The 18,946-nt window shown below is 72.8% G+C and carries 16 protein-coding genes; 8 read left to right on the plus strand and 8 right to left on the minus strand.

Going from position 1 to position 18,946, the window contains the following annotated elements; all coding sequences use genetic code 11:
• Positions 1-74: 74 nt before the first annotated feature.
• The gene (locus WMF14_RS34725; protein WP_272095337.1) at positions 75-1,358 is read left to right on the plus strand and encodes an RNA polymerase sigma factor; all 1,284 of its coding nucleotides are present in this window, start codon (positions 75-77) and stop codon (positions 1,356-1,358) included.
• A gap of 46 nt (positions 1,359-1,404) precedes the next feature.
• Here WMF14_RS34725 and WMF14_RS34730 read toward each other — a convergent pair whose 3' ends face one another.
• Positions 1,405-2,232, minus strand: coding sequence for a Uma2 family endonuclease (locus tag WMF14_RS34730; protein ID WP_437324290.1), 828 nt, complete (start codon positions 2,230-2,232; stop codon positions 1,405-1,407).
• Positions 2,233-2,341: 109 nt separating this feature from the next.
• A complete protein-coding gene (locus WMF14_RS34735) occupies positions 2,342-3,673 on the minus strand; it encodes an aminotransferase family protein (protein ID WP_437793186.1) in 1,332 nt (443 codons plus the stop codon).
• 298 nt (positions 3,674-3,971) lie between these two features.
• On the opposite strand from WMF14_RS34735, the gene WMF14_RS34740 reads away from it, so the two are divergent.
• Together WMF14_RS34740 and WMF14_RS34745 are read left to right on the plus strand one after the other, a co-directional pair.
• On the plus strand, positions 3,972-4,451 hold the full coding sequence (locus WMF14_RS34740; RefSeq protein ID WP_272095340.1) for a VOC family protein: 480 nt from the start codon (positions 3,972-3,974) through the stop codon (positions 4,449-4,451).
• 41 nt (positions 4,452-4,492) lie between these two features.
• Positions 4,493-4,801: an ArsR/SmtB family transcription factor gene (locus WMF14_RS34745; RefSeq protein WP_437793188.1), complete on the plus strand. Its 309-nt coding sequence runs from the start codon at positions 4,493-4,495 to the stop codon at positions 4,799-4,801.
• Between the two features lie 7 nt (positions 4,802-4,808).
• On the opposite strand, the gene WMF14_RS34750 is transcribed toward WMF14_RS34745, so the two are convergent.
• The 3 genes from WMF14_RS34750 to WMF14_RS34760 all read right to left on the minus strand — a co-directional run bounded on the left by WMF14_RS34750 (position 4,809) and on the right by WMF14_RS34760 (position 8,388).
• A complete protein-coding gene (locus WMF14_RS34750) occupies positions 4,809-6,242 on the minus strand; it encodes a cytochrome P450 (RefSeq protein ID WP_437793190.1) in 1,434 nt (477 codons plus the stop codon).
• A 139-nt stretch (positions 6,243-6,381) separates the two neighbouring features.
• Positions 6,382-7,581 carry a threonine--tRNA ligase gene (gene thrS / locus WMF14_RS34755; RefSeq protein ID WP_437793192.1) on the minus strand — a complete coding sequence of 400 codons (1,200 nt, stop codon included), beginning with the start codon at positions 7,579-7,581 and terminating at the stop codon, positions 6,382-6,384.
• A gap of 237 nt (positions 7,582-7,818) precedes the next feature.
• Complete coding sequence (locus WMF14_RS34760) at positions 7,819-8,388, minus strand: hypothetical protein (protein WP_437793194.1); 570 nt, start codon at positions 8,386-8,388, stop codon at positions 7,819-7,821.
• Between the two features lie 336 nt (positions 8,389-8,724).
• Between WMF14_RS34760 and WMF14_RS34765 the strand changes: the two genes are divergently transcribed.
• Positions 8,725-9,714, plus strand: a complete 990-nt coding sequence (locus WMF14_RS34765; protein WP_437793196.1) for a hypothetical protein — start codon at positions 8,725-8,727, stop codon at positions 9,712-9,714.
• A 22-nt stretch (positions 9,715-9,736) separates the two neighbouring features.
• Here the strand turns inward: WMF14_RS34765 and WMF14_RS34770 are convergent, their stop codons facing one another.
• A complete protein-coding gene (locus WMF14_RS34770) occupies positions 9,737-10,069 on the minus strand; it encodes a transcriptional regulator (protein ID WP_437324296.1) in 333 nt (110 codons plus the stop codon).
• A gap of 202 nt (positions 10,070-10,271) precedes the next feature.
• Between WMF14_RS34770 and WMF14_RS34775 the strand changes: the two genes are divergently transcribed.
• Positions 10,272-12,824, plus strand: coding sequence for an alpha/beta fold hydrolase (locus tag WMF14_RS34775; RefSeq protein WP_437793198.1), 2,553 nt, complete (start codon positions 10,272-10,274; stop codon positions 12,822-12,824).
• A gap of 352 nt (positions 12,825-13,176) precedes the next feature.
• Positions 13,177-14,913: a hypothetical protein gene (locus WMF14_RS34780; protein ID WP_437793199.1), complete on the plus strand. Its 1,737-nt coding sequence runs from the start codon at positions 13,177-13,179 to the stop codon at positions 14,911-14,913.
• A gap of 54 nt (positions 14,914-14,967) precedes the next feature.
• On the opposite strand, the gene WMF14_RS34785 is transcribed toward WMF14_RS34780, so the two are convergent.
• Positions 14,968-15,750 carry a class I SAM-dependent methyltransferase gene (locus WMF14_RS34785; RefSeq protein ID WP_437793201.1) on the minus strand — a complete coding sequence of 261 codons (783 nt, stop codon included), beginning with the start codon at positions 15,748-15,750 and terminating at the stop codon, positions 14,968-14,970.
• A gap of 76 nt (positions 15,751-15,826) precedes the next feature.
• Between WMF14_RS34785 and WMF14_RS34790 the strand changes: the two genes are divergently transcribed.
• Positions 15,827-16,663: an AraC family transcriptional regulator gene (locus tag WMF14_RS34790; protein ID WP_437793203.1), complete on the plus strand. Its 837-nt coding sequence runs from the start codon at positions 15,827-15,829 to the stop codon at positions 16,661-16,663.
• 78 nt (positions 16,664-16,741) lie between these two features.
• Here the strand turns inward: WMF14_RS34790 and WMF14_RS34795 are convergent, their stop codons facing one another.
• On the minus strand, positions 16,742-17,623 hold the full coding sequence (locus WMF14_RS34795; protein ID WP_437793205.1) for an OmpA family protein: 882 nt from the start codon (positions 17,621-17,623) through the stop codon (positions 16,742-16,744).
• A gap of 302 nt (positions 17,624-17,925) precedes the next feature.
• Between WMF14_RS34795 and WMF14_RS34800 the strand changes: the two genes are divergently transcribed.
• Positions 17,926-18,942 carry an isocitrate/isopropylmalate dehydrogenase family protein gene (locus WMF14_RS34800; RefSeq protein WP_272095353.1) on the plus strand — a complete coding sequence of 339 codons (1,017 nt, stop codon included), beginning with the start codon at positions 17,926-17,928 and terminating at the stop codon, positions 18,940-18,942.
• The last annotated feature ends 4 nt before the right edge of the window (positions 18,943-18,946 follow it).

Genomic DNA, 18,946 nt, shown 5'->3' on the forward strand with positions numbered 1-18,946 from the left:
CCCCGCGCGCCTCGGGGCGCGCGCAGGCGGCGGAGGGCTTGCGCCGGCGGCGGAAGGTGTTCTGATCGGGCGCCGTGACGGCCCCCGATGTGCATCGCACCATCCACGCGGTCTTCCGCATCGAGTCGGCCAGGCTCATCGCCGGCCTCGCGCGGATGGTGCGCGACGTCGGCCTCGCCGAGGAGCTCGCGCAGGACGCGCTCGTCGCCGCGCTGGAGCGGTGGCCGGAGTCGGGCGTCCCGGACAAGCCGGGCGCGTGGCTCATGGCCACCGCGAAGCGCCGCGCGATCGACGAGCTCCGCCGGAGCAAGCGGCTCGAGCGCAAGCACGAGGAGCTCGGCCACGAGATCGAGGCCCAGCACGCGCTGGCCGCGCCGGATCTGGACGCCGCGCTCGACGATGACGTCGGCGACGACCTCCTGCGCCTCGTCTTCACGGCCTGCCATCCGGTCCTCTCGACCGAGGCGCAGGTCGCGCTCACGCTCCGCCTTCTCGGAGGCCTGACGACCGAGGAGATCGCGCGCGCGTTCCTCGTCCCGGAGCCGACCGTCGCCCAGCGGATCGTCCGCGCCAAGCGGACCCTCGCCGAGGCGCGCGTCCCCTTCGAGGTCCCCCGCGGGGCCGAGCTCGCGCCCCGCCTCTCGTCGGTGCTCCAGGTCATCTACCTGGTCTTCAACGAGGGCTACTCCGCGACGGCCGGCGGCGACTGGATGCGGCCTGCCCTCTGCGAGGACGCGCTCCGCCTCGGCCGCATCGTGGCCGAGCTCGTGCCGAAGGAGCCAGAGGTCCACGGCCTCGTCGCGCTCCTGGAGATCCAGGCGTCGCGCTCCAGGGCGCGGGTCGGCCCGTCGGGAGAGCCTATCCTGCTCCTGGATCAGAACCGCGCGCGCTGGGATCACCTGCTGATCCGCCGCGGCCTCGCCGCGCTCGAGCGCGCCGAGGCGCTCGGCGGCGCGCGCGGTCCCTACGCGCTCCAGGCCGCGATCGCCGCCTGCCACGCGCGCGCGCGCGCCGCGGCGGAGACGGACTGGGCGCGCATCGCGGCGCTCTATGCGGCGCTCGCCCAGGTCACGCCGTCGCCCGTCGTCGAGCTGAACCGCGCCGTCGCCCTCTCGATGGCGTTCGGCCCGGCGGCGGGCCTCGCCGTCGTCGACGCGCTCACCTCGGAGCGCTCCCTCGAGGGCTACCACCTCTTGCCGAGCGTGCGCGGCGACCTCCTCGCGAAGCTCGGCCGCCTCGACGAGGCCCGCGTGGAGCTCGAGCGCGCGGCGTCGCTCACGCGCAACACGCGCGAGCGCGACCTGCTCCTCGCGCGCGCCGCCGCGTGCGCGGGCGGCTCGGCGCCGCCGTCGCGGTGATCACAGCGGGGGCGGCGCCCCTACCGAGCCGCGGACAGCCGTCGGCTCACCCTCGATCCACGGCCGCCGCGAACACCGCCCCGCTCGCCGCCGTCGCCGCGCTGGCCAGCCATCGCTCCAGCGCCGCGGGCTCGTCGCACGCGAGCACCCGCGCCTGCACCGCCTCCGGCACCGCGAGCCCCCGCGCCGAGAGCACCGCGAGGATCGCGCGCGCCTGGGTGCGCGCCTGGGTGCGCGCCTCGACCCACTCGTCCGTGAACCGCGCCGCGTCGCGCTCCTCGAACAGCGCCGCGACCGGCACGGCGCCGAGGCCGTGCTTGCCCAGCTCCGGCAGGAGGGGCACCTCCGCGCCCGGACGGTAGGTGATCGACGCCGTCCCCGGCCGCACGACCTCGAGCTCCCGCCGCTCCGCGTGCGCGATCCACACCCACGGCCACTCGTGCTCCAGGTAGAGCTTCACCTTCTCCTCGAGGTAGCGCCTCGACTGCGTGCCCCGGATCTCCACGGCCAGCAGCGGCGTGCCGCGGTAGGCGTCGTTCCGCGGCGACGAGAGATCGCCCACCACCACCACGTCCGGCGCCCGGAGCGACGGCCCCCCCGGGTCGCTGAGATCGCAGTACACGTCGGTCATCACCGTGAAGCCCTCGCGCGCGTGCGTGCGGAAGAGGGCCGCGAGGAGCGCCATCACGATGCCATGGATGTCCTTGCTCCCCATCTGCTCGATCAGCTCCCCGCGGTGCAGCTCCCACGGGCTGCCGTCGTAACAGTCGTCGGGCGTGCCCAGACGGCGGCCGGTCGGGCCGAAATCGCGCAGCTCGATCGGCCCCGTGTTCCGGGGCGGACGGGTCGGCAGGCCGTTCGTGCGTGCAGTCATGCCCACGATCCTAGCACGTCGCCGCGCCCCCCTTCGCCGGGCGCGCTCGCCGCAGCCACAGACGTGCTCTTCCGGCGGCCCGTGAAGGGCCGCGTCGCGCCCGACGTCCTCAGGCCGAGAGCCGCTGGTCCGCCACGTCGAGCGCCGCGTCGAGCGCCGCGATCCCCTCGTCGATCTCCGCCTCGCTGATGATGAGCGGCGGCGCCACGAGCAGGTGGCTCACCCACCCCATGACGGACACCCCGCGCTTCGCCGCCTCGGCGACCACCGCGTCGACCACCAGGGGCCGCCGAGCCGCCTTGTCCTGCGGCACGTTGAACGGCTCCTTGGTCGCGCGGTCCTTCACGAGCTCCACCGCCCAGAACAGGCCGATCCCGCGCACGTCGCCGATCGAGGGGTGCTTCTCCTTGAGGGCGCGGAGCTTCGCGCCCACGACGTCTCCCATCTTCGTCGCGCGCTCGAGGAGGTCCAGCCGGCGATACTCGTCGATCGCGGCGATCACCGGAGCCAGCGTGAGGGGATGGGCCTCGTAGGTGTGGCCGTGCGCGAACATGTTGTCGTCGAAGTAGTCCGCGATCGCGCGGGAGGTCGCGACGACCCCGAGCGGCGCGGCCGCGTTGGTCACGCCCTTCGCGGTCGTCAGGATATCCGGCACCACCCCCCAGTGATCGACCGCAAACCACTTTCCGGTCCTGCCCCAGCCGCTCATCACCTCATCCGCGATGAGGAGCACGCCGCGCTTCCGCGCGACCTCGGCGATCTTCGCCAGGTAATCGGCCGGCGGGATGAGGACGCCGTTCGTGCCCACGACCGGCTCGACGATCACCGCCGCGACGTTCTCCTCGTGATCGATCATGTAAGCCAGGTAGTCGGCGCACGCGACGCCGCACTCGGGGTGGCTCCGGCCGAGCGGGCAGCGGTAGCAGTTCACCTCCGGGCCGAACACCACGCCCGGGATCTTGCCGGCCGGCTCGATGAACCAGCGGCGAAAGTCGCCGGTCGCCGCGACCGAGCCCGCGGTCGACCCGTGGTACGACGTGTAGCGCGCGATGATCTTGTGCTTGCCCGTGTAGAGCCGGGCCATCTTGAACGCCGCCTCGTTCGCCTCCGTGCCCGACGTCGCGAAGAAGAACTTGTCCAGCCCCTTGGGCATCACCTCCAGGAGCTTCTGCGCCACCCTGGCCCGCACCTCGCACGTGTGCGCCGGGCTGATGTAGGCGAGCTGCCTCGCCTGCGCGCAGATGGCCTCGATCACGGCCTCGTTCTGGTGGCCGAGGTTCGAGCAGATGAGCTGCGAGGACAGGTCCAGGTAGCGCTTGCCGGACGCATCCCAGAACGCGCAGCCCTCCGCGCGGGTGACATGGATCGGCTTCCAGCCGCGCTGGGCGCGCCAGGTGCCGTACGTGTGCTTCGTGGTCAGCTCGACGATGTCATCGCTCATGGCAACCTTCGCGGTTCGAGGAGGCGCTCAGCGTAGAGGGTGATCAGATCTCCTCGCACGCGAATTCCCCGGCGCCGCTCGCCCGCTCCCGCGCGCCGCGCCCGCGATTCCGTGCAGCGCGCCCGCGATTCCGCGCGGCGCTGCACCGCCGCCACCGCGACGCTCGGACGGATCGAGCGCGCTCGCGGCGCCGCGCGCGATCCCGTCGCCAAGGACGGTCGCGATCCGTCCATGAGCGGGCGAGCTCGCCGTCATGCCGGTCGTTGACATATTAGAGGTTACTAATATGGTGCGGCGCATGACCACGAGCCACGAACCCCCCGCTCCTCCCCCGATTTCGCCTTACCTGACGGTCGACGACGCCCGCGCGGCCATCGACTTCTACAAGCGCGCGTTCGGCGCGACGGTGGTGGCCGAACAGCCGACGCCGGACGGCAAGAAGCTCATCCACGCGGCCCTCCTGGTGAACGGCGGCCTCGTGATGCTCAGCGACGATTTCCCGGAACAGTGCGGCGGGGTGAGCCGCACGCCGAAGGCGTTCGGCGGCACCGCGGTGACGCTCCACCTCGATCTGCCCGACGTCGACGCGACCTGGAAGCGCGCGGTCGAGGCGGGCGCCAATGTCGAGATGCCGCTCGCGGACATGTTCTGGGGCGACCGATACGGCATCATGACCGACCCGTTCGGCCACCGCTGGTCGCTCGCGACGCGGAAGAAGGCGGCCACGCAGGAGGAGCTGGACGCCGGCGCCAAGAAGCACTTCCCCGCGGCGACGTGATGTGGCGCGAGGTGGCGCGCGGCGGCGTGAGGTGACGTGAGGTGACGGACGCGCGCTCCCCGGACGAGACGTTCCGCGCGATCGCGGACCCCACGCGGCGCGCGATCCTCGACGCGCTGGCCGGCGGGGAGCGCTCGGTCACCGAGCTGTGCGCGATGTTCGACGTGACCCAGTCGGCGATCTCGCAGCACCTCAGGGTGCTGCGGGACGCCGGGCTCGTCGCGCCCCGCCGGGAGGGGCGCTCGCGGCTCTACCACGTGGAGGCCGCGCCGCTGCGCGCGGTCTACGACTGGGCCGCTCATTACGAGCGATGCTGGTGCAGGAGCTCCGGTCGCGAGGAGCCCCGGTGAGAAGCGCTCAGGAGAAGCCCATCGGGCACCGCCCTGCAGGCTGCGGCGCGGCGGGCCGGAGCGCCGGCTCCGCCGGGCTGCCCTGGACCGCAGCCGCGCGGCCTTCCGCGCTCGCTCGCTCGCGCTCCCCTTCCAGGATCATCGCCACATCCCCGCTCGGCCCCATGGTGAGCCCGCGGCGCACGTGTCGAATGGGCGCCTGGCTCTCGAGCCGGAGCCTGTATCTCCCGAGGATCGTGCCGAGGACGACCATCATCTCGTACATCGCGAACGCCGCGCCAAGGCACCGGCGGGCGCCGCCGCCGAAGGCGATGAACTCGAAGGGCGTGAACTTCCGCTCGAGGAACCGCGAAGGGCGGAATCGCTGAGGCGACGGGTAGAGGTCCTCGCGGCCGTGCAGGAGCAGCGGCGAGGCGGCGATCGCCTCGCCGGCCGGAACGGTATAGTCCTTGAGCTGGAACGGCCTCTTCACGACGCGGGCCACGTCCACCACCGGCGGGTGGATGCGGAGCGCCTCCAGGCACACCGCCTCCAGGTAGGGCAGCGACGCGAGCGCGTCCGGCTCGGGCGCAGGGCCGAGCGCGTCGAGCTCCTCGCAGAGGCGCGCGAGCACGGCCGGCTCGCGGTGCAGCCAGTACATCGCCCACCCGAGCGACATGGCCGTCGTCTCGTGGCCAGCGAACAGGAGCGCCCGGAGCTGGTCCGCTATCTCGACGTCGCTCATGCCCGCGCCGTCGTCGTGGCGGGCGCTCATCATCAGGCCCAGGATGTCCTGCGAAGCGTCCCCCTCCGCGCGCCTTGCCCGGATCTCCTCGAAGAGCAGCGCATCGAGCGCCCTGGCCGCGCGCTTGTGGCGCGCGTAGGGGCCAAAGCCGGCGAAATCGCGGCGGAGCGCAGGGAGGATCATGAAACTCCGGCTCAGCGACTCGATGAGCCCGAGCACGGCCTCGCGGGTCCTGCCGACGCGCGCCTCGCCTCTCACGCCGAAGACCACGCGGACGATCACGTCGAGCGCGATCGCCTGGGTCGCCGCGAGCATCGAGAACGAGTGACCCGGCCGCCACCGCGACGCCACGTCCAGGCTGATGTCCGCGATCGCGCCGCCATAACCCCGCATCGCTCCGGCGTTGAACGGCGGGGCGAGCAGCCGCCGATCGCGTCGGTGCCGCGCGCCCGCCGTCACGACCACCGACGAGGTCCCGAAGACCGGCTCCGTCAGCTGAACGCCCCAGACATCGAACTCGTCGGGGTCGGCCGCGTAGACCGCGCGGATGGCCTGCGGATCGCCCGTGATAGTCAGCACTCCGTTCGGCGACCTCACGCGAAATGTGGGACCGTACTCGGCGGCGTAGCGCCTGAAGACGGGCTCGGAGGAGAAGAATCCTGCGCGAATGGTATCCACGAGGCCGAGCGACTTCGGCCCGGGCGGCAGAGTTCCCATGGTGCTGCTCCGTGAGTAAAACGAGGGTTGTCGGGGTGTCCCCGGCCGGAGACGACCAGGGCGCCGGGGACATTCCGACACGCGGACCGGCGTTCGGTTCCGTCGGTTTCGTCGATTCCGAGCGATCGCCGGCCCGCGCTCAGGCGAGCGGCGCGCACCGCTGCGCCACCTCGACAACGGCCTCCTCGAGCAGAAGCTCGCGCTGCTGCCCGCCCTCCCGCTCACGGATCGTCACGGAGCGGCGCTCGGCTTCGCGTCTTCCGATCACCGCGACGAGCGGGATCGCCGCCGCGTGCGCAATGGCGATCTTCCGCGAGAGCGTGTCGCCCCCTGCATCGAGGATCGCGCGCACCCCCTTGCGCTGGAAGTCGAGGAGGACCTCTTCGGCATAGGCGCGCTGCGCGTCCGTCACAGGAGCGACGACGAGCTGCTCGGGAGACAGCCAGAGCGGCAGCGCGCCCCGATAATGCTCCAGCAGGATGCCCAGGAAGCGCTCCACGCTGCCGAACAGGGCGCGGTGCAGGATGGCGGGTCGCCGGCGCGCGCCGGACGCGTCGACATAGGTGATGTCGAAGCGCTCCGGCAGCACGAGATCGAGCTGGATCGTGCCGCATTGCCAGCTCCGCCCGAGCCGGTCGCGCAGCACGAACTCGAGCTTGGGCCCGTAGAAGGCCCCTTCCCCGGGCTGCAGCCTGTACTCGAGCCCCGCGCTCCTCGCCGCGCCGGACAGCGCCGCCTCCGCCCTGTCCCACACGCCGTCGCTCCCGGAGCGCTCGGCGGGGCGGGTCGAGAAGCCGACCACCATGTCGCGGAAGCCGAAGCCAGCATAGAAGTCGCGCAGCGCGCTCGCGAAGCGCACGACCTCGGCCTCGACCTGCTCCTCGACACAGAAGATGTGGCCGTCGTCCTGGGTGAACTGGCGCAGGCGAAAGAGGCCGTGGAGCGTGCCGCTCGGCTCGTCCCTGTGCACCATGCCGAGCTCGCCGATACGCAGCGGGAGATCCCGGTACGAAGGCGCCATGCGCGCCACGATCTGCATGTGACCCGGGCAGTTCACCGGCTTGATCGCGGCGGCTTGATCCTCCTCGTGCAGCCGGAACATGTTCGAGGAGAAATTGTCCCAGTGGCCGCTGGCCTTCCAGATCGCCTGTCGCAGGATGAGGGGCGTCCGGACCTCTCGATAGCTGTCACGCATCATCTGGCGCCGGACCGCCTCCTCGAGGAGGCGATAGAGCGTGAACCCGCGCGCGTGCCAGAACACCATGCCTGGCGCCTCCTCCTGGATGTGGAACAGGTCGAGGCGCTGGCCTAGATAACGATGATCGTCTTCGTCGAGCATGTCAGTCTCCGTCGGCGGTGGCCGGCCAGACGGAGCGCTGCAAAGCGACGTGCCCCGTCCGGATCCCGGCGGGGCTTGGTTCCTCGTATGCTCGTCAGCTCACCGCACGCACACGAGACCAATCCCGCCGGTGCGGGTCGTGGTCGTCGTGGTCGCGGTGAAGCCGGCGCTCACGTGGACATGTGTATCGCGGCGTCCGGATCTCGTCAACCCGGACGTTCCTCGTGAGGTTCAGGTTCAGGGACGGACAGCGACCGCGCGGGACAGGAGCAGCGCGCCGGTGAAGAGGTAGCCCGAGCAGGACCGGAAGACATCGTAGGAGCGGCCGAGCAGCGGAGCGCTCCGAAGAATGTCCCCGATGCGCCACATCTCCTCGATGCGCGTGATCTCGAAGCTCTCGCCGCCGTCGATCATGCAGAAATCGTAGGTCAGGATCAGCCGCACGGGATACGCGCAGCGCGGGAACAGCCTCAGGTACAAGGTGCTGTCGACCAGGGTACGGCCCGCGTCACGCGGCTCGGAGAGCTGGACGTCCAGCTGGGAGATGTCGAGGTCGAAACGGACGCCGACGCGAGATCCCGAGAGGCCGACCTGGTACGTCTCGATCCCGCGCACGCGCCGCCATGGATTGACGAACTCGATGCCGCGGGCGAGGTAGGGATAGACCTCCTTCTCCAGCGTCGCGATCGGAACCTTCGTGTCGTACATGAGGAGCGAGAGGCGCCGGAAGCGCGCCTCCAGGTCGGCGAGCCCGAGGCGCGGCATCGTGGGGATCGTGAACGGGAGGCAGTTCACCTTTGTCGCCATGTCGTGACTCTCCATCCGGGTACGCCCCCGCCCGGTGTGAAGCGCCGGTCCGGGCGCGGGACGATGAAGGCCGAGACGCAATGGATGGGCCGAGGCGGAGCGTGCTGGAGGTGCGTGCTCTGCGGCGCGTCGCGCCGCCCCGCGCGCGCCGCGTGTGTGCCGCCGCGCAGAGCGCTCGAAAGGCGCTGTTCTCCGCGCGGTTCACGGAGAGAATCGGCGCGTCCGCCGTGGATTGCCCTGGTCCCTGGGGCGCCCGCGGTTATCTTCCCGGGCCGTTCGGCACGAGGCGCGCGGCGTTTCGCCCTCTCTGCCGGCGGCGAGTCACGAGGAGAAGAAGTGTCACGGGTCGTGGAGCGCGCAGCGAAGGCCGCCAGCAGTATCACGGAGCGGCGCAGGGCCGCGGCGGGGCGGGTCGCCGCGTTCATGGCGCTCACCCTCGCCTCGGCGGGGTGCGCCGCGCAGGGCGCGCCGGCGCCCGCGGCGCGCGGCGGCGCCGACCCCGGCGCGAGCACGGGAGCTCCGGCGCCCGCCGCGCGCGGCGGCGCCGACCCCGGCGCGAGCGCGGCGGCCGAGCCGCTCTTCCGTGAGGCGGAGTCGCTCGCGGGGCGCTACCGCGTGATCGGCGTGCAGCTCTTCGTGCTCGACCAGGCCGCGGAGGCGGGCGCGGACGGCGCGCGCGGCGCGGCGCGGCGGGCGGCGCTCGAAGCAGAGGCCGCGCGGCTGCGGGCCGGCGTCGCGGCGGCCTACGCCGCGCTCGTCGATGCGCCGGCGCTGCGCGCAGCGGAGCAGCGGCCTCGGGCGCTCCTCGCGCTCGCGCGGGCGCTCCAGGACGGCGGGGACGCGCGCGGCGCCGAGGCGCGGCTGCGCCAGCTCGCCCTCGAGCACCCGGCGTCCGGCGAGGCGGCCGAGGCCTACCTCGCGCTGGCCGACCTGGCGTTCGCCGCGGGACACCTCGACGAGGCGGTGAGCGCCTGCGACGGCGCGCTCCGCGGCGCCGCGGGGGCGCCGCTGCGCAAGCGCGCGCTCTACGTGAAGTCGTGGAGCCTGCGGGGCATCGGCGGCCGAGGCGCCGCCGAGGGGGCCATGAGGGCGCTGCGCGCGATCGTGCAGCTCGGCCCCGGGCGCGCCGGCTCGCTTGAGGCGACGATCGACGAGGCCGCGGAGCGAGAGCTCGTCGAGCTCTACGCGGCGCACGGCGACCTCACCCAGGCCCGCGCCTTCTTCGCGGGCGCGGGCGAGCGCGCGGGCCCGCGGCTGCTCGGCGAGGTGAAGGCCCGCGCCGCGCGGCGCGGGCGCCCGGAGCCGCCCGACCGGCCGACCCTGTGAGGAGCGCCGCCGCCCGGGAGCCTCACCCCTCGCCTGCGTCGATCCGGAACCGCGGCGCCTCGATGCGCTCCCCTCGGCACGCGGGGCAGCGGCTCGGCTTCGCGAGCGACCGCCGCTCGTCGAACGCGTAGCCGCAGCGCAGGCAGCGCGCCGGCGCGACCGAGAGCCGCTCGCCGCGCGCGCGCAACGAGCGCGCGAGGTGCTCGAGGTGCGGCGCCACGTCGCGCTCCCGCATCCCGAGGCGGGTGGAGAGCTCCCACGCGGTCGCCGCTCCCCTGCGGAGCTCCTCCAGGAGCGCCTGCCGCACCGTCTCCGACCGGGGCGCTGGGCTCGGCGGTGGCTTCGGGTCGCTCATCGCTCTCCGCGAGCGTGACACCGCGGCGGCGCCGGTCCAGCGCGCGAGCGCGCTCGCGCCGCTCTCCAGCGCGGCGTGGGCACGACAGGCGCACAGGTGCTGACTCTCACGACGGCGGGGCAGCGCAGCGCGGCAGAGCCCGCGCGGCCATTGCGCTGCCCACAGCGCGCACGGAGAATGCCGCTCCGGAGAACAGCAGCGCATGACCCCGTGCCCGTCCGACGACGCCCTGGCCACCTGGCTCGCGGGCAACTTACCGCACGACGACGCGGCGAGCATCCGCGGGCACGTGGCCGGCTGCAACAGCTGCCGCGCGCGGATCTCGGCGCGCCCGAGCGAGAGCGACCTCGAGGCGCCGCTCTTCCTCCACGCGACGCACCAGCGCTTCGGCGAGAGCGAGCTGCCGCCGCCGCCCCCGCTCTCCTGGACGCCGCCCTCGACCTTCGACGACTACCGCGTGGTGCGGCCGCTCGGCCGCGGGGGCATGGGGCAGGTGTACCTCGCCCACGACGAGGTCCTCGACCGGCCCGTCGCGCTCAAGTTCGTCGCGGCAGACAGCCCGGATCCCAGGACCATCGAGCGGCTGCGCGTCGAGGCCCGCGCGATCGCGCGCCTCCAGCACCCCAACGTCGTCGCCGTCTACCGGATCGGCGAGGTGCGCGGGCGGCCGTACATCGCCTACGAGTTCGTCGAGGGTGAGCCGCTCGAGCTGCTCCCGAAGCCGCTCCCGTGGCCGTCCGCGCTGCGCCTCGCGCTCGGCCTCGCCCGCGGGCTCGCCGCGGCGCACCGGCGGGGCGTCCTCCACCGCGACATCAAGCCGGCGAACGTGATGCTCGACGCGAGCGGCGAGGTGAAGCTGCTCGACTTCGGCCTCGCCAAGCTCGCCGACCGGCCCGGCGCCGTCGCCCTCGACGCGGGCCTTCGCGCCGCGCCGAAGGCCTCCGTCGCGCCCGCGCCGTGGGCGCTCGCGGACATGTCCGCCCTGACGACCGCGATCCCGGTGGCGCTCGACGCGGCCTCCGCGCTCGGGACCGCGAGCCTGACCGACGGCGGCATGATGATGGGCACGCCGCTCTACCTCGCGCCGGAGCTCTGGGCGGGCACCGCCGGCACGCCCCGCTCCGACGTCTACGCGCTCGGGCTCGTCTTCTACGAGCTGTGCGCGGGCCGGCTGCCTCACGCGGGGCTCGAGGTGCACGCGATCGCCAGCTGGGTGACGGCGCGGGCGCTCCCGCCGCTGCGCTCGATCTGCCCCGACGTCCCGGAGATGCTCGCGGCCGTCATCGATCGCTGCGTCCTGCGCGAGCCGGAGGCGCGCTTCGCGTCGGCCGAGGAGGTGCAGGCCGCGCTCGAGGAGACCGAGGCGCTCTGCCGGGCGTTCCAGATCGTGCGCCACGCGTCGTCCCCCGCGAGCGCGCAGGACGCTGGCGCGGACGTCGTGCGCGCCTCGTTCGAGCGCCTCGCCCCGCGCGCCGAGGCGCTCGTGACGCGCTTCTACGAGCGGCTCTTCGCCCGCGAGCCGGCGCTCCGGGCGCTGTTCCCGCCGGACATGCGCGAGCAGCGGCTCAAGCTCGCCGCGGCGCTGCAGCTCGTGATCGACAACCTGCGCGCGCCGGACAAGCTGGTCGAGATGCTCGAGGCGCTCGGGCGCCGCCACGCGGCGTACGCCGCGTTGCCCGAGCATTTCGACGCCGTGGGCCGCGCGCTGCTCGAGGCGCTCGAGGAGCTCGAAGGAGACGCGTGGGCGCCCACCACCGCGCGGGCGTGGGCGGGCGCGTACGCGCAGGTCGCCGAGGCGATGCGGCGCGGGCTCGAGGCCGCGCGGGAGGGGGCGGTCTCCTCCACGCGGGCGCCCGCGCGGCTGCACGCGGCGGAGACCCGCTTCGCCACGAGCGCCGACGCGAGCCTTGCCTACAAGACCACGGGCGGCGGGCCGATCGATCTGGTGCTGGTCCAGGGGTGGGTGACACACGTGGAGGCAGCGTGGGAGGGCGCGCTCATCTCCCGGTTCTTCGCCGAGCTCGGCGCGTGGGCGCGGCTCATCGTGCTCGACCAGCGCGGCACCGGGATGAGCGAGCGCGAGGGCGTGGGCGTTCCGGCCGAGCAACAGGCGGAGGATCTGCTGGCGGTGCTGGACGCGGCCGGCGTGGCGCGCGCCGCGCTCCTCGGCGTCGGCGCCGGGTTCGCGCCGTGCGCGCTGCTCGCGGCGGCTCACCCGGCTCGGGCGCGCGCCCTGATCGCGCTCGGGAGCGCGGCGCAGATGTCTGCCTGGCCGGGGTGCCTCTTCGGGCTCGCCGGCGAGGACGCCGAGGAGGCCGAGCGCGCGCTGCGGAGCGGCTGGGGCGAGCCGCTCTTCCTCGATCGCCTTGCCCCGTCCGCGGCGGATGACGGCGCGTTCCGGCGCTTCTGGGCCGCGTACCTGCGCCACGGCGCGAGCCCGGGCGGGGCGGCGCGCATGCTCCGGGCACACGCGGCGGCCGACGTCCGGACCGCGCTGAGCCGTGTGAGCGCCCCCACGCTCGTGCTGCACCGGGCCGGCGATCGAGCCGTCCCGGCGGCGGCCGGGCGCGACCTCGCCGGCCGCATCCGCGGCGCGCGCTACGTCGAGCTGCCGGGCGTCGATCACCTGCCCTTCGTCGGCGAGTCGGGTCCGCTGCTCGCGGAGCTGCAGGCCTTCCTCGGCGCGGATGCCGGGGGGAGCCCCGTCTCGAGCCTCGTGCCCTCCACGGCGCTCGGCGCCGCATCCGGCGGCTGACGCGCTCGGCGCGGGGCCAAGTACGCGGTGCGTCGTCGCCCGGCTCGCATCGCAAAGCTCTCGCGGACACTCCTGCGCTCGCACGACGAGCCGCCGGGCGCGCCCGCCTCTCGGACGCTCGCGCTCGCTGCGCTTCCTCAACCGATGTTTGCCCGCGTCACGATGGGCTCGAGTTCAGCGTGCGGACGTCCGCGTCTCCGGCTTCGCCCGATACGACTTGAGAGTTCTCCTTATCTCGATGTCTCGCCCGAAAAAAAGGAAACATCCTATCTACCTTGCGATCGCGGGATTCGGCCGCTAGCTTGAATTGATGATGGGATGGTCACGCCCGTTGACCTGCTGTGTCGCTGCCGTGCTTGGCGCATTCGCGAGCGCTTGCTCCGGGACGGAGCAGGGCTCCGCCGGCGCAGCCGCGGGCGTGGCGGGCGCAGACGGGGCGGGAGGCGACGGCAGCGCCGAGGGCGCGGGCGGCGCCGAGAGCGCAGGCGTCGAGGACGCGGGCGGGGGCGCCGACTGCCCTCCTGGTGAGGAAGGCTGTCCGTGCGGGCCTCTGGGTCGGTGCGACGACGGGCTCTGCTGCGCAGACAGCGGTTGTATTTCGGAGTGTGCCAGCGCCGATGATGACGCGACGGTCCACGGCGACTGCGACTGGCGGGGAGGCCTGCAGGACCCGTCGTTCCAGCGCTCGGATACGTGGTTCACCACAGGGGAAGCGCTCGTCTCCCCCGAGATCGAGGGCAACGGCAACCCGGGGGCCGGCATCATCGGGAGAGAAGCGGTGTGCCAGATGGCCGGCTTCTATCAGCGCCTCTCGCTGCCGGACCTCGCGTGCGTCGGCCCGCTCCTCCTCACGTTCGCCGCGCGCATCGGCTGCGAGCTCGCGATGGACTGCCTCGGCCCTCCGGGGGTCGGGGTCCGGATCGACGGAGGGTTCACCGACCTCGATCTCATGCCCTCTTCGTCCTTTGCCCCGCAACGCGTGTGCCTGGGAGAGCGCGCCTACGGCAGGCCGATCGAGCTGCTCCTCGGGCCCGCCCGGCGTTCTCCCCTGTGCGATGAGGGCGCCGGACAGGACTTCACGCTGACGTTCGATGACGTCGCCCTTCAGCCTGATGAAATGAACGAGTGCCCGCAGCCTGGCCAGGTGTTGAACGGCGACTTCGAAGCAGGCGCCGCCGGCTGGAAGGCGACCCCCGAGAGCGGCGTCTCCGAGATCGGGGGCGGCCTGGGCCAGGGCGGCGGCAAGGGTGGACATCTCGCCACCACACGGTTCTGCCAGGCTCCCTCGCTCGAGGGCACGCTGTCGGCGCCCTTGCCGTCCGCCGCGCTGCCGAGCCCGGCGCTCCGCATCTGGAGCCGTGGCAGCCCCGGGGCGATCGTCGACGTGATGCTGAGCGCGCACCGGCTGACGGCCCTGACGGGCACGGGCGAGGCGCGGGTCTCGCATGCCTGCTTGCCCCGGTGGGCGCTCGGCATGGCGCACCGCCTCGCGTTCGCCTTCCGGAACCGGCACAGCCAGCCTTGCATGGACGAGAACGAGCGGGACTTCACGGTGGATGATCTCGCCATCGTCTCTGACGACCGCTGCCCCGAAGACGCGCCGCTCTTCGACCCCGGCTTCGAGAACGACGGCGCCGACGCCGGCCTCTCGCCGACATGGGTCCTCAACGCGGAGGACCCGGCGCGCGGCAGCGCCAGGCTCGCCGTCGACTCGGCGGCCGCGCACGCCGGCGACGTCTCGCTCTCGCTGTCCGTGCGGAAGCCGTGCCGCGAGCCCTCGGCCTCCACCGTGTTCACCGTCCCCGAGCCCCAGGGGACGGCCGGTCCGGCGCTGAAGTTCTGGTACCGCACGAGCCACCTCCTCGAGGCGACCGCCTCCTCGACGCCAGGGGGCGCCCTGGCGGCCAGCGAGCGCTGGACGCAACAGACGATCTGCCTGGATCCGCGCACGGCGGGCAGGCCCCAGCAGCTCTCGTTCAAGATAAAGGCCAGCGGGACCTGCGACGCGCCGCTCGACGACGAGGCCTTACATGTGGACGACGTCGAGGCGACGACCGACCCCTCCTGCCCGGCCGCGCCGCTCCCCTGAGCTGCGGAGTCCTGGCGCCTCGATCCAGTCGCTGGGCAGAAGGTGCCTCTCGGCTCAGCCGCGCTTCCGGCCCACCAGGATCACGATCGGATACGCGAAGTGGACCTCATCCCCCCGGAGCTCTGCGCCCACGCCGAGCGCATCGACGCCGACGTCGGCGCGGTAGAGGGCCCGGAGCCGGTCCGCTCCGCCGGGCTCCGGGAAGGAGGCCCGGAGCGCGGCCTCGAGCTCCACCTCGAGCCGGTACCGCGTCGTCGTCTCGATCTCCAGCCCCGCCGCGTCGAACAGGGCTCGGAGCTCCCGCTCGGTGAGCGCGCTCGCGTGCGACGGATCGCGGATCTTCTCCGCGGCATCGTACGCTGCCTGCTTGTCCTCGGCGGGCGCCACGTCGATCACGGCGACTCGCCCGCTCCTCTGGCACACGCGGGCCATCTCGCGCAGCGTCACGAGCGGCTCCAGCAGGTGGTGGAAGCTGTAGCGCGTCGTGACCAGGCGATAGCTCTCGTCCGGATAGGGCAGCCGGCTCGCGTCGCCGAGCTCCCAGGTGACGTTGGAGAGGCCGAGGCTCGCCTGCCTCTTCCGCGCCTCGTCCAGCATCGCCGGAACGATGTCGAGCCCCCGCACGCTCGCCACGCGCTGGGCCAGCGCGCAGGCGACGATCCCCGGCCCGCAGGCCACGTCGAGGGCCGCGTCGCCCGGCGCCGGGGCGAGCGCGTCGAGCAGCAGCCCCATGGCGGACTCCGCCGAGTGGGCCTGGACCTCGGCGAACGGCCTGGCCTGGCGGGTGAACTGTTCCTGTATCAACGCATCGTGCGCCGTGGGAGTGGCTTGCTTCATGGCGTTCGAGGGTGGACGCTCTTCGGCTTTACGGCTGCCGGCGAACGGACAAAGATCACCGCCGAGAGGCCACGCCTTGCAAGCCCGCGTCCTGACCCCGACGGAGACCACCGAGCACCTCGCGCGCCTCGGGCTCGATCATGCCGGCGCGCGCGCGTTCTCCTACGAAGACGAGCTGCCGGGAGCCGCCTACGGCTGGCACACCCACGCGCGGCACCAGCTGCTCTGCCCGCTGGCCGGCACGGCGCGCCTCGAGGTCGAGGACGCGTCCTTCCTGCTCCCCCCGCAGCTCGCCGCCCTCATCCCCGCGGGCGAGCGGCACGCCACCACCTGCGGCGATGCGTCCATCGTCTCGATCTATTTCGAGCCCGCCGCGTTCCCCTCCCCCCTCACGGCGGTGAGGATCTTCGAGATCCCCGCGCTCCTGCGCGAGATGGTGATCTACGCGCGCCGCTGGCCGGTCGCGCGGCGTCCGGACGACGCCGCGGCCAACACGTTCTTCGCGGCGATGGCGGACATCATCGGCCCGCTCCTCGATCGCGGCGCCACGTACCGGCTGCCCCGCGGCAGGACGCGGCCGGTGCAGCGCGCGATCGAGTGCGCGCTCCGCGACGTCTCCAGCGCCGATCTCTCGCGGGCCGCCGCGTTCGCGGGGGCGACGGAGCGCACGCTGCGGCGACGGTTCCGCGAGGAGACCGGCGTCACGTGGCGCGGCTTCGTCACCCGCGCGCGCGTGCTCCGGGCGATCGATCTGCTCTCCGGCCCGAACGCCAGCGTGACGCAGGTCGCGCTGGACGTCGGCTTTCAGAGCCTCGGCGCGTTCGCCGCCGCGTTCCGCGCCGTCACCGGCCAGACGCCGAGCGAATTTCGCAGGACCGCCCGGCCATCGCCGGGCGGCGGACACAAGAGCTGACCCGAGCCGACCTGACGGCGCGGACGCGACCGTCGAAGAGCGCGCCGCGGGCGGCGGCGCGCGCAGCGAGGTCGCGGGTTACTGCGTGATCGCCCGGAGGTCGAGCATCTCCTCGACGCTCGGGACCACGATGAGGTCGCAGCGGCGGTTCTTCTGCCGGCCCTCGTCGGTGTCGTTGGTCGCGACCGGATCGGTGTCCGCGAAGCCCGCCGCGCTCCAGTTCGCGACGGGGAGCGCGCCCCCGCCGCCCTTGACGTCGGCCGGGCTGACGAGGAACACGAGCACCTCGCGGGCGCGCATCAGCGACAGGCCCCAGTTGTCGCGGAACTGGCCGCCCGCGAGCGGCTTGTTGTCCGTGTGGCCGGCGACCTGGTAGTCGCGCTGGAGCAGCGACTTGTCGTTCTTGACGACCGTCGCGATCTTGAGGAGGATCTCCTTGCCCTCCTTCTTCAGCGTCTCGCGCCCGGAGTCGAAGAGGACGTCGCCCGGCAGCGAGATGACCATCCGGTTGTTCCGGATGTTCACCGCCAGGCCGAGCTTCGTGAGCTCGTCCAGCTTCTTCTTGAGCGTCTCGAACCGCGCCTTGATCGCCTCCAGCTGGCGGGCGCGGGCCTTGAACTCGGCGAGCGCCTTTTCACGCTCCTCCAGCGTCGAGCTGAGCTGCGACACCTGCGTGCTCGTCGCCTGGAGGTTCTCGTTCAGCTTGCTGATGTCGACCCCGGCCGCCTCGAGCTGCTTCGTCAGCTCCGCGACCTTCGCCTGGGTCGCCTCGAGCTCCTTCTGCGTCTCGGCGAGGCGGCCCTCCGTGGTCTGGTGCTGGCTCTGAAGGCGGTTGTACTTGTCGAGCTGGGCCTTCCACTCCTCCTCGGAGTAGCCGCACCCCAGCGAGGACGACGCGATCACGGCAGGCAGGAAGGCCGCGAAAGCGGTTCTGCGACCTTTCAAGACACGAGGGTGCATGAGCACGCTCCTTCACTCTAGTTGGTGAACATGAGCTGGGGCCGATCGCCCGGCCCGCGCCCGGTTCCAGGGGACAGCGGCCTGTCAGGCCGTGCGGAGGCGTACCCTACCGAGGTCGCGCGCGATTGTAAAAGGCCGTATCGAGCCGCCCGACCCGCTGCCTCGTGCGCCTCTCTCCGTCGCCGCGTCCCATCACCGCGTCAGCCAGGCGCGGCGCGCTGACGCGGCGCGTGTATGCGCCATCGCAACACGGGTGCGCTTGTCCATTGTTCCCGCCTGCGCACCTGCTATTGGGACGGCCCATGGCCTATCGCATCACGCTGATCCCGGGCGACGGCATCGGCCCGGAGGTGGTGACGGCGACTCAGGATGTGGTCTCCGCCGCCGGCGTCGCCGTCGACTGGGAGATCCACCACGCGGGCATCGAGGTCGCGAAGCTGACCGGATCGCCGCTCCCCCTCCCCGTGATCGACGCCGTGCGGAAGAACCGGATCGCCCTGAAAGGCCCGGTGACGACGCCGATCGGGGGCGGGTTCCGCTCGGTCAACGTGACGCTCCGGCAGACGCTCGATCTCTACGCGAACGTGCGGCCGATCCGCAGCCTGCCGGGCGTCGACACGCGGTTCGACGTCGACATGGTCATCGTGCGCGAGAACACCGAGGGGCTCTACGCCGGGCTCGAGCTCATGATCCTGCCCGGCGTGGCCCAGAGCATCAAGCTCACGACCGAGCGGGGCTCGACGCGCATCGCGGAGTTCGCGTTCCGGTACGCGAAGGAGCACGGCCGGAGCAAGGTGACGATCGTCCACAAGGCGAACATCATGAAGATCTCCGACGGCCTCGCGCTCGACTGCGCGCGGCGGGTGGCCGTGGGGCACCCCGAGATCCAGCTCGGCGAGATGATCGTCGACGCGGCCGCCATGACGATGGTCCGCGATCCGAACCGGCTCGGCGTGATCGTGACGGAGAACCTCTACGGCGACATCCTCTCGGACCTCGGGGCCGGCCTGGTCGGCGGGCTCGGGATCGTGCCCGGCGCGAACATCGGCGACGACGCGGCGGTCTTCGAGGCGGTGCACGGGTCGGCGCCGGACATCGCGGGCAAGGGCTACGCGAACCCGACGGCGCTCGTGCAGAGCGCCGTGATGATGCTGCGGCACCTCGGCGAGCACGACGCGGGCGATCGGATCGAGCGGGCGCTGACGACGCTCTACCGGGCCGGCCAGGTGCGCACGCGCGACCTTGGCGGCGCCGCGAGCACAGGCGACTTCACCCGGGCGCTCTGCGCGGAGATCGAAAGGCCTCGCGCGGAGGCCTAGCGGA

It is taken from the genome of Sorangium sp. So ce693 (assembly GCF_051521375.1).
Classification (GTDB): Bacteria; Myxococcota_A; Polyangia; order Polyangiales; family Polyangiaceae; genus Sorangium; species Sorangium atrum.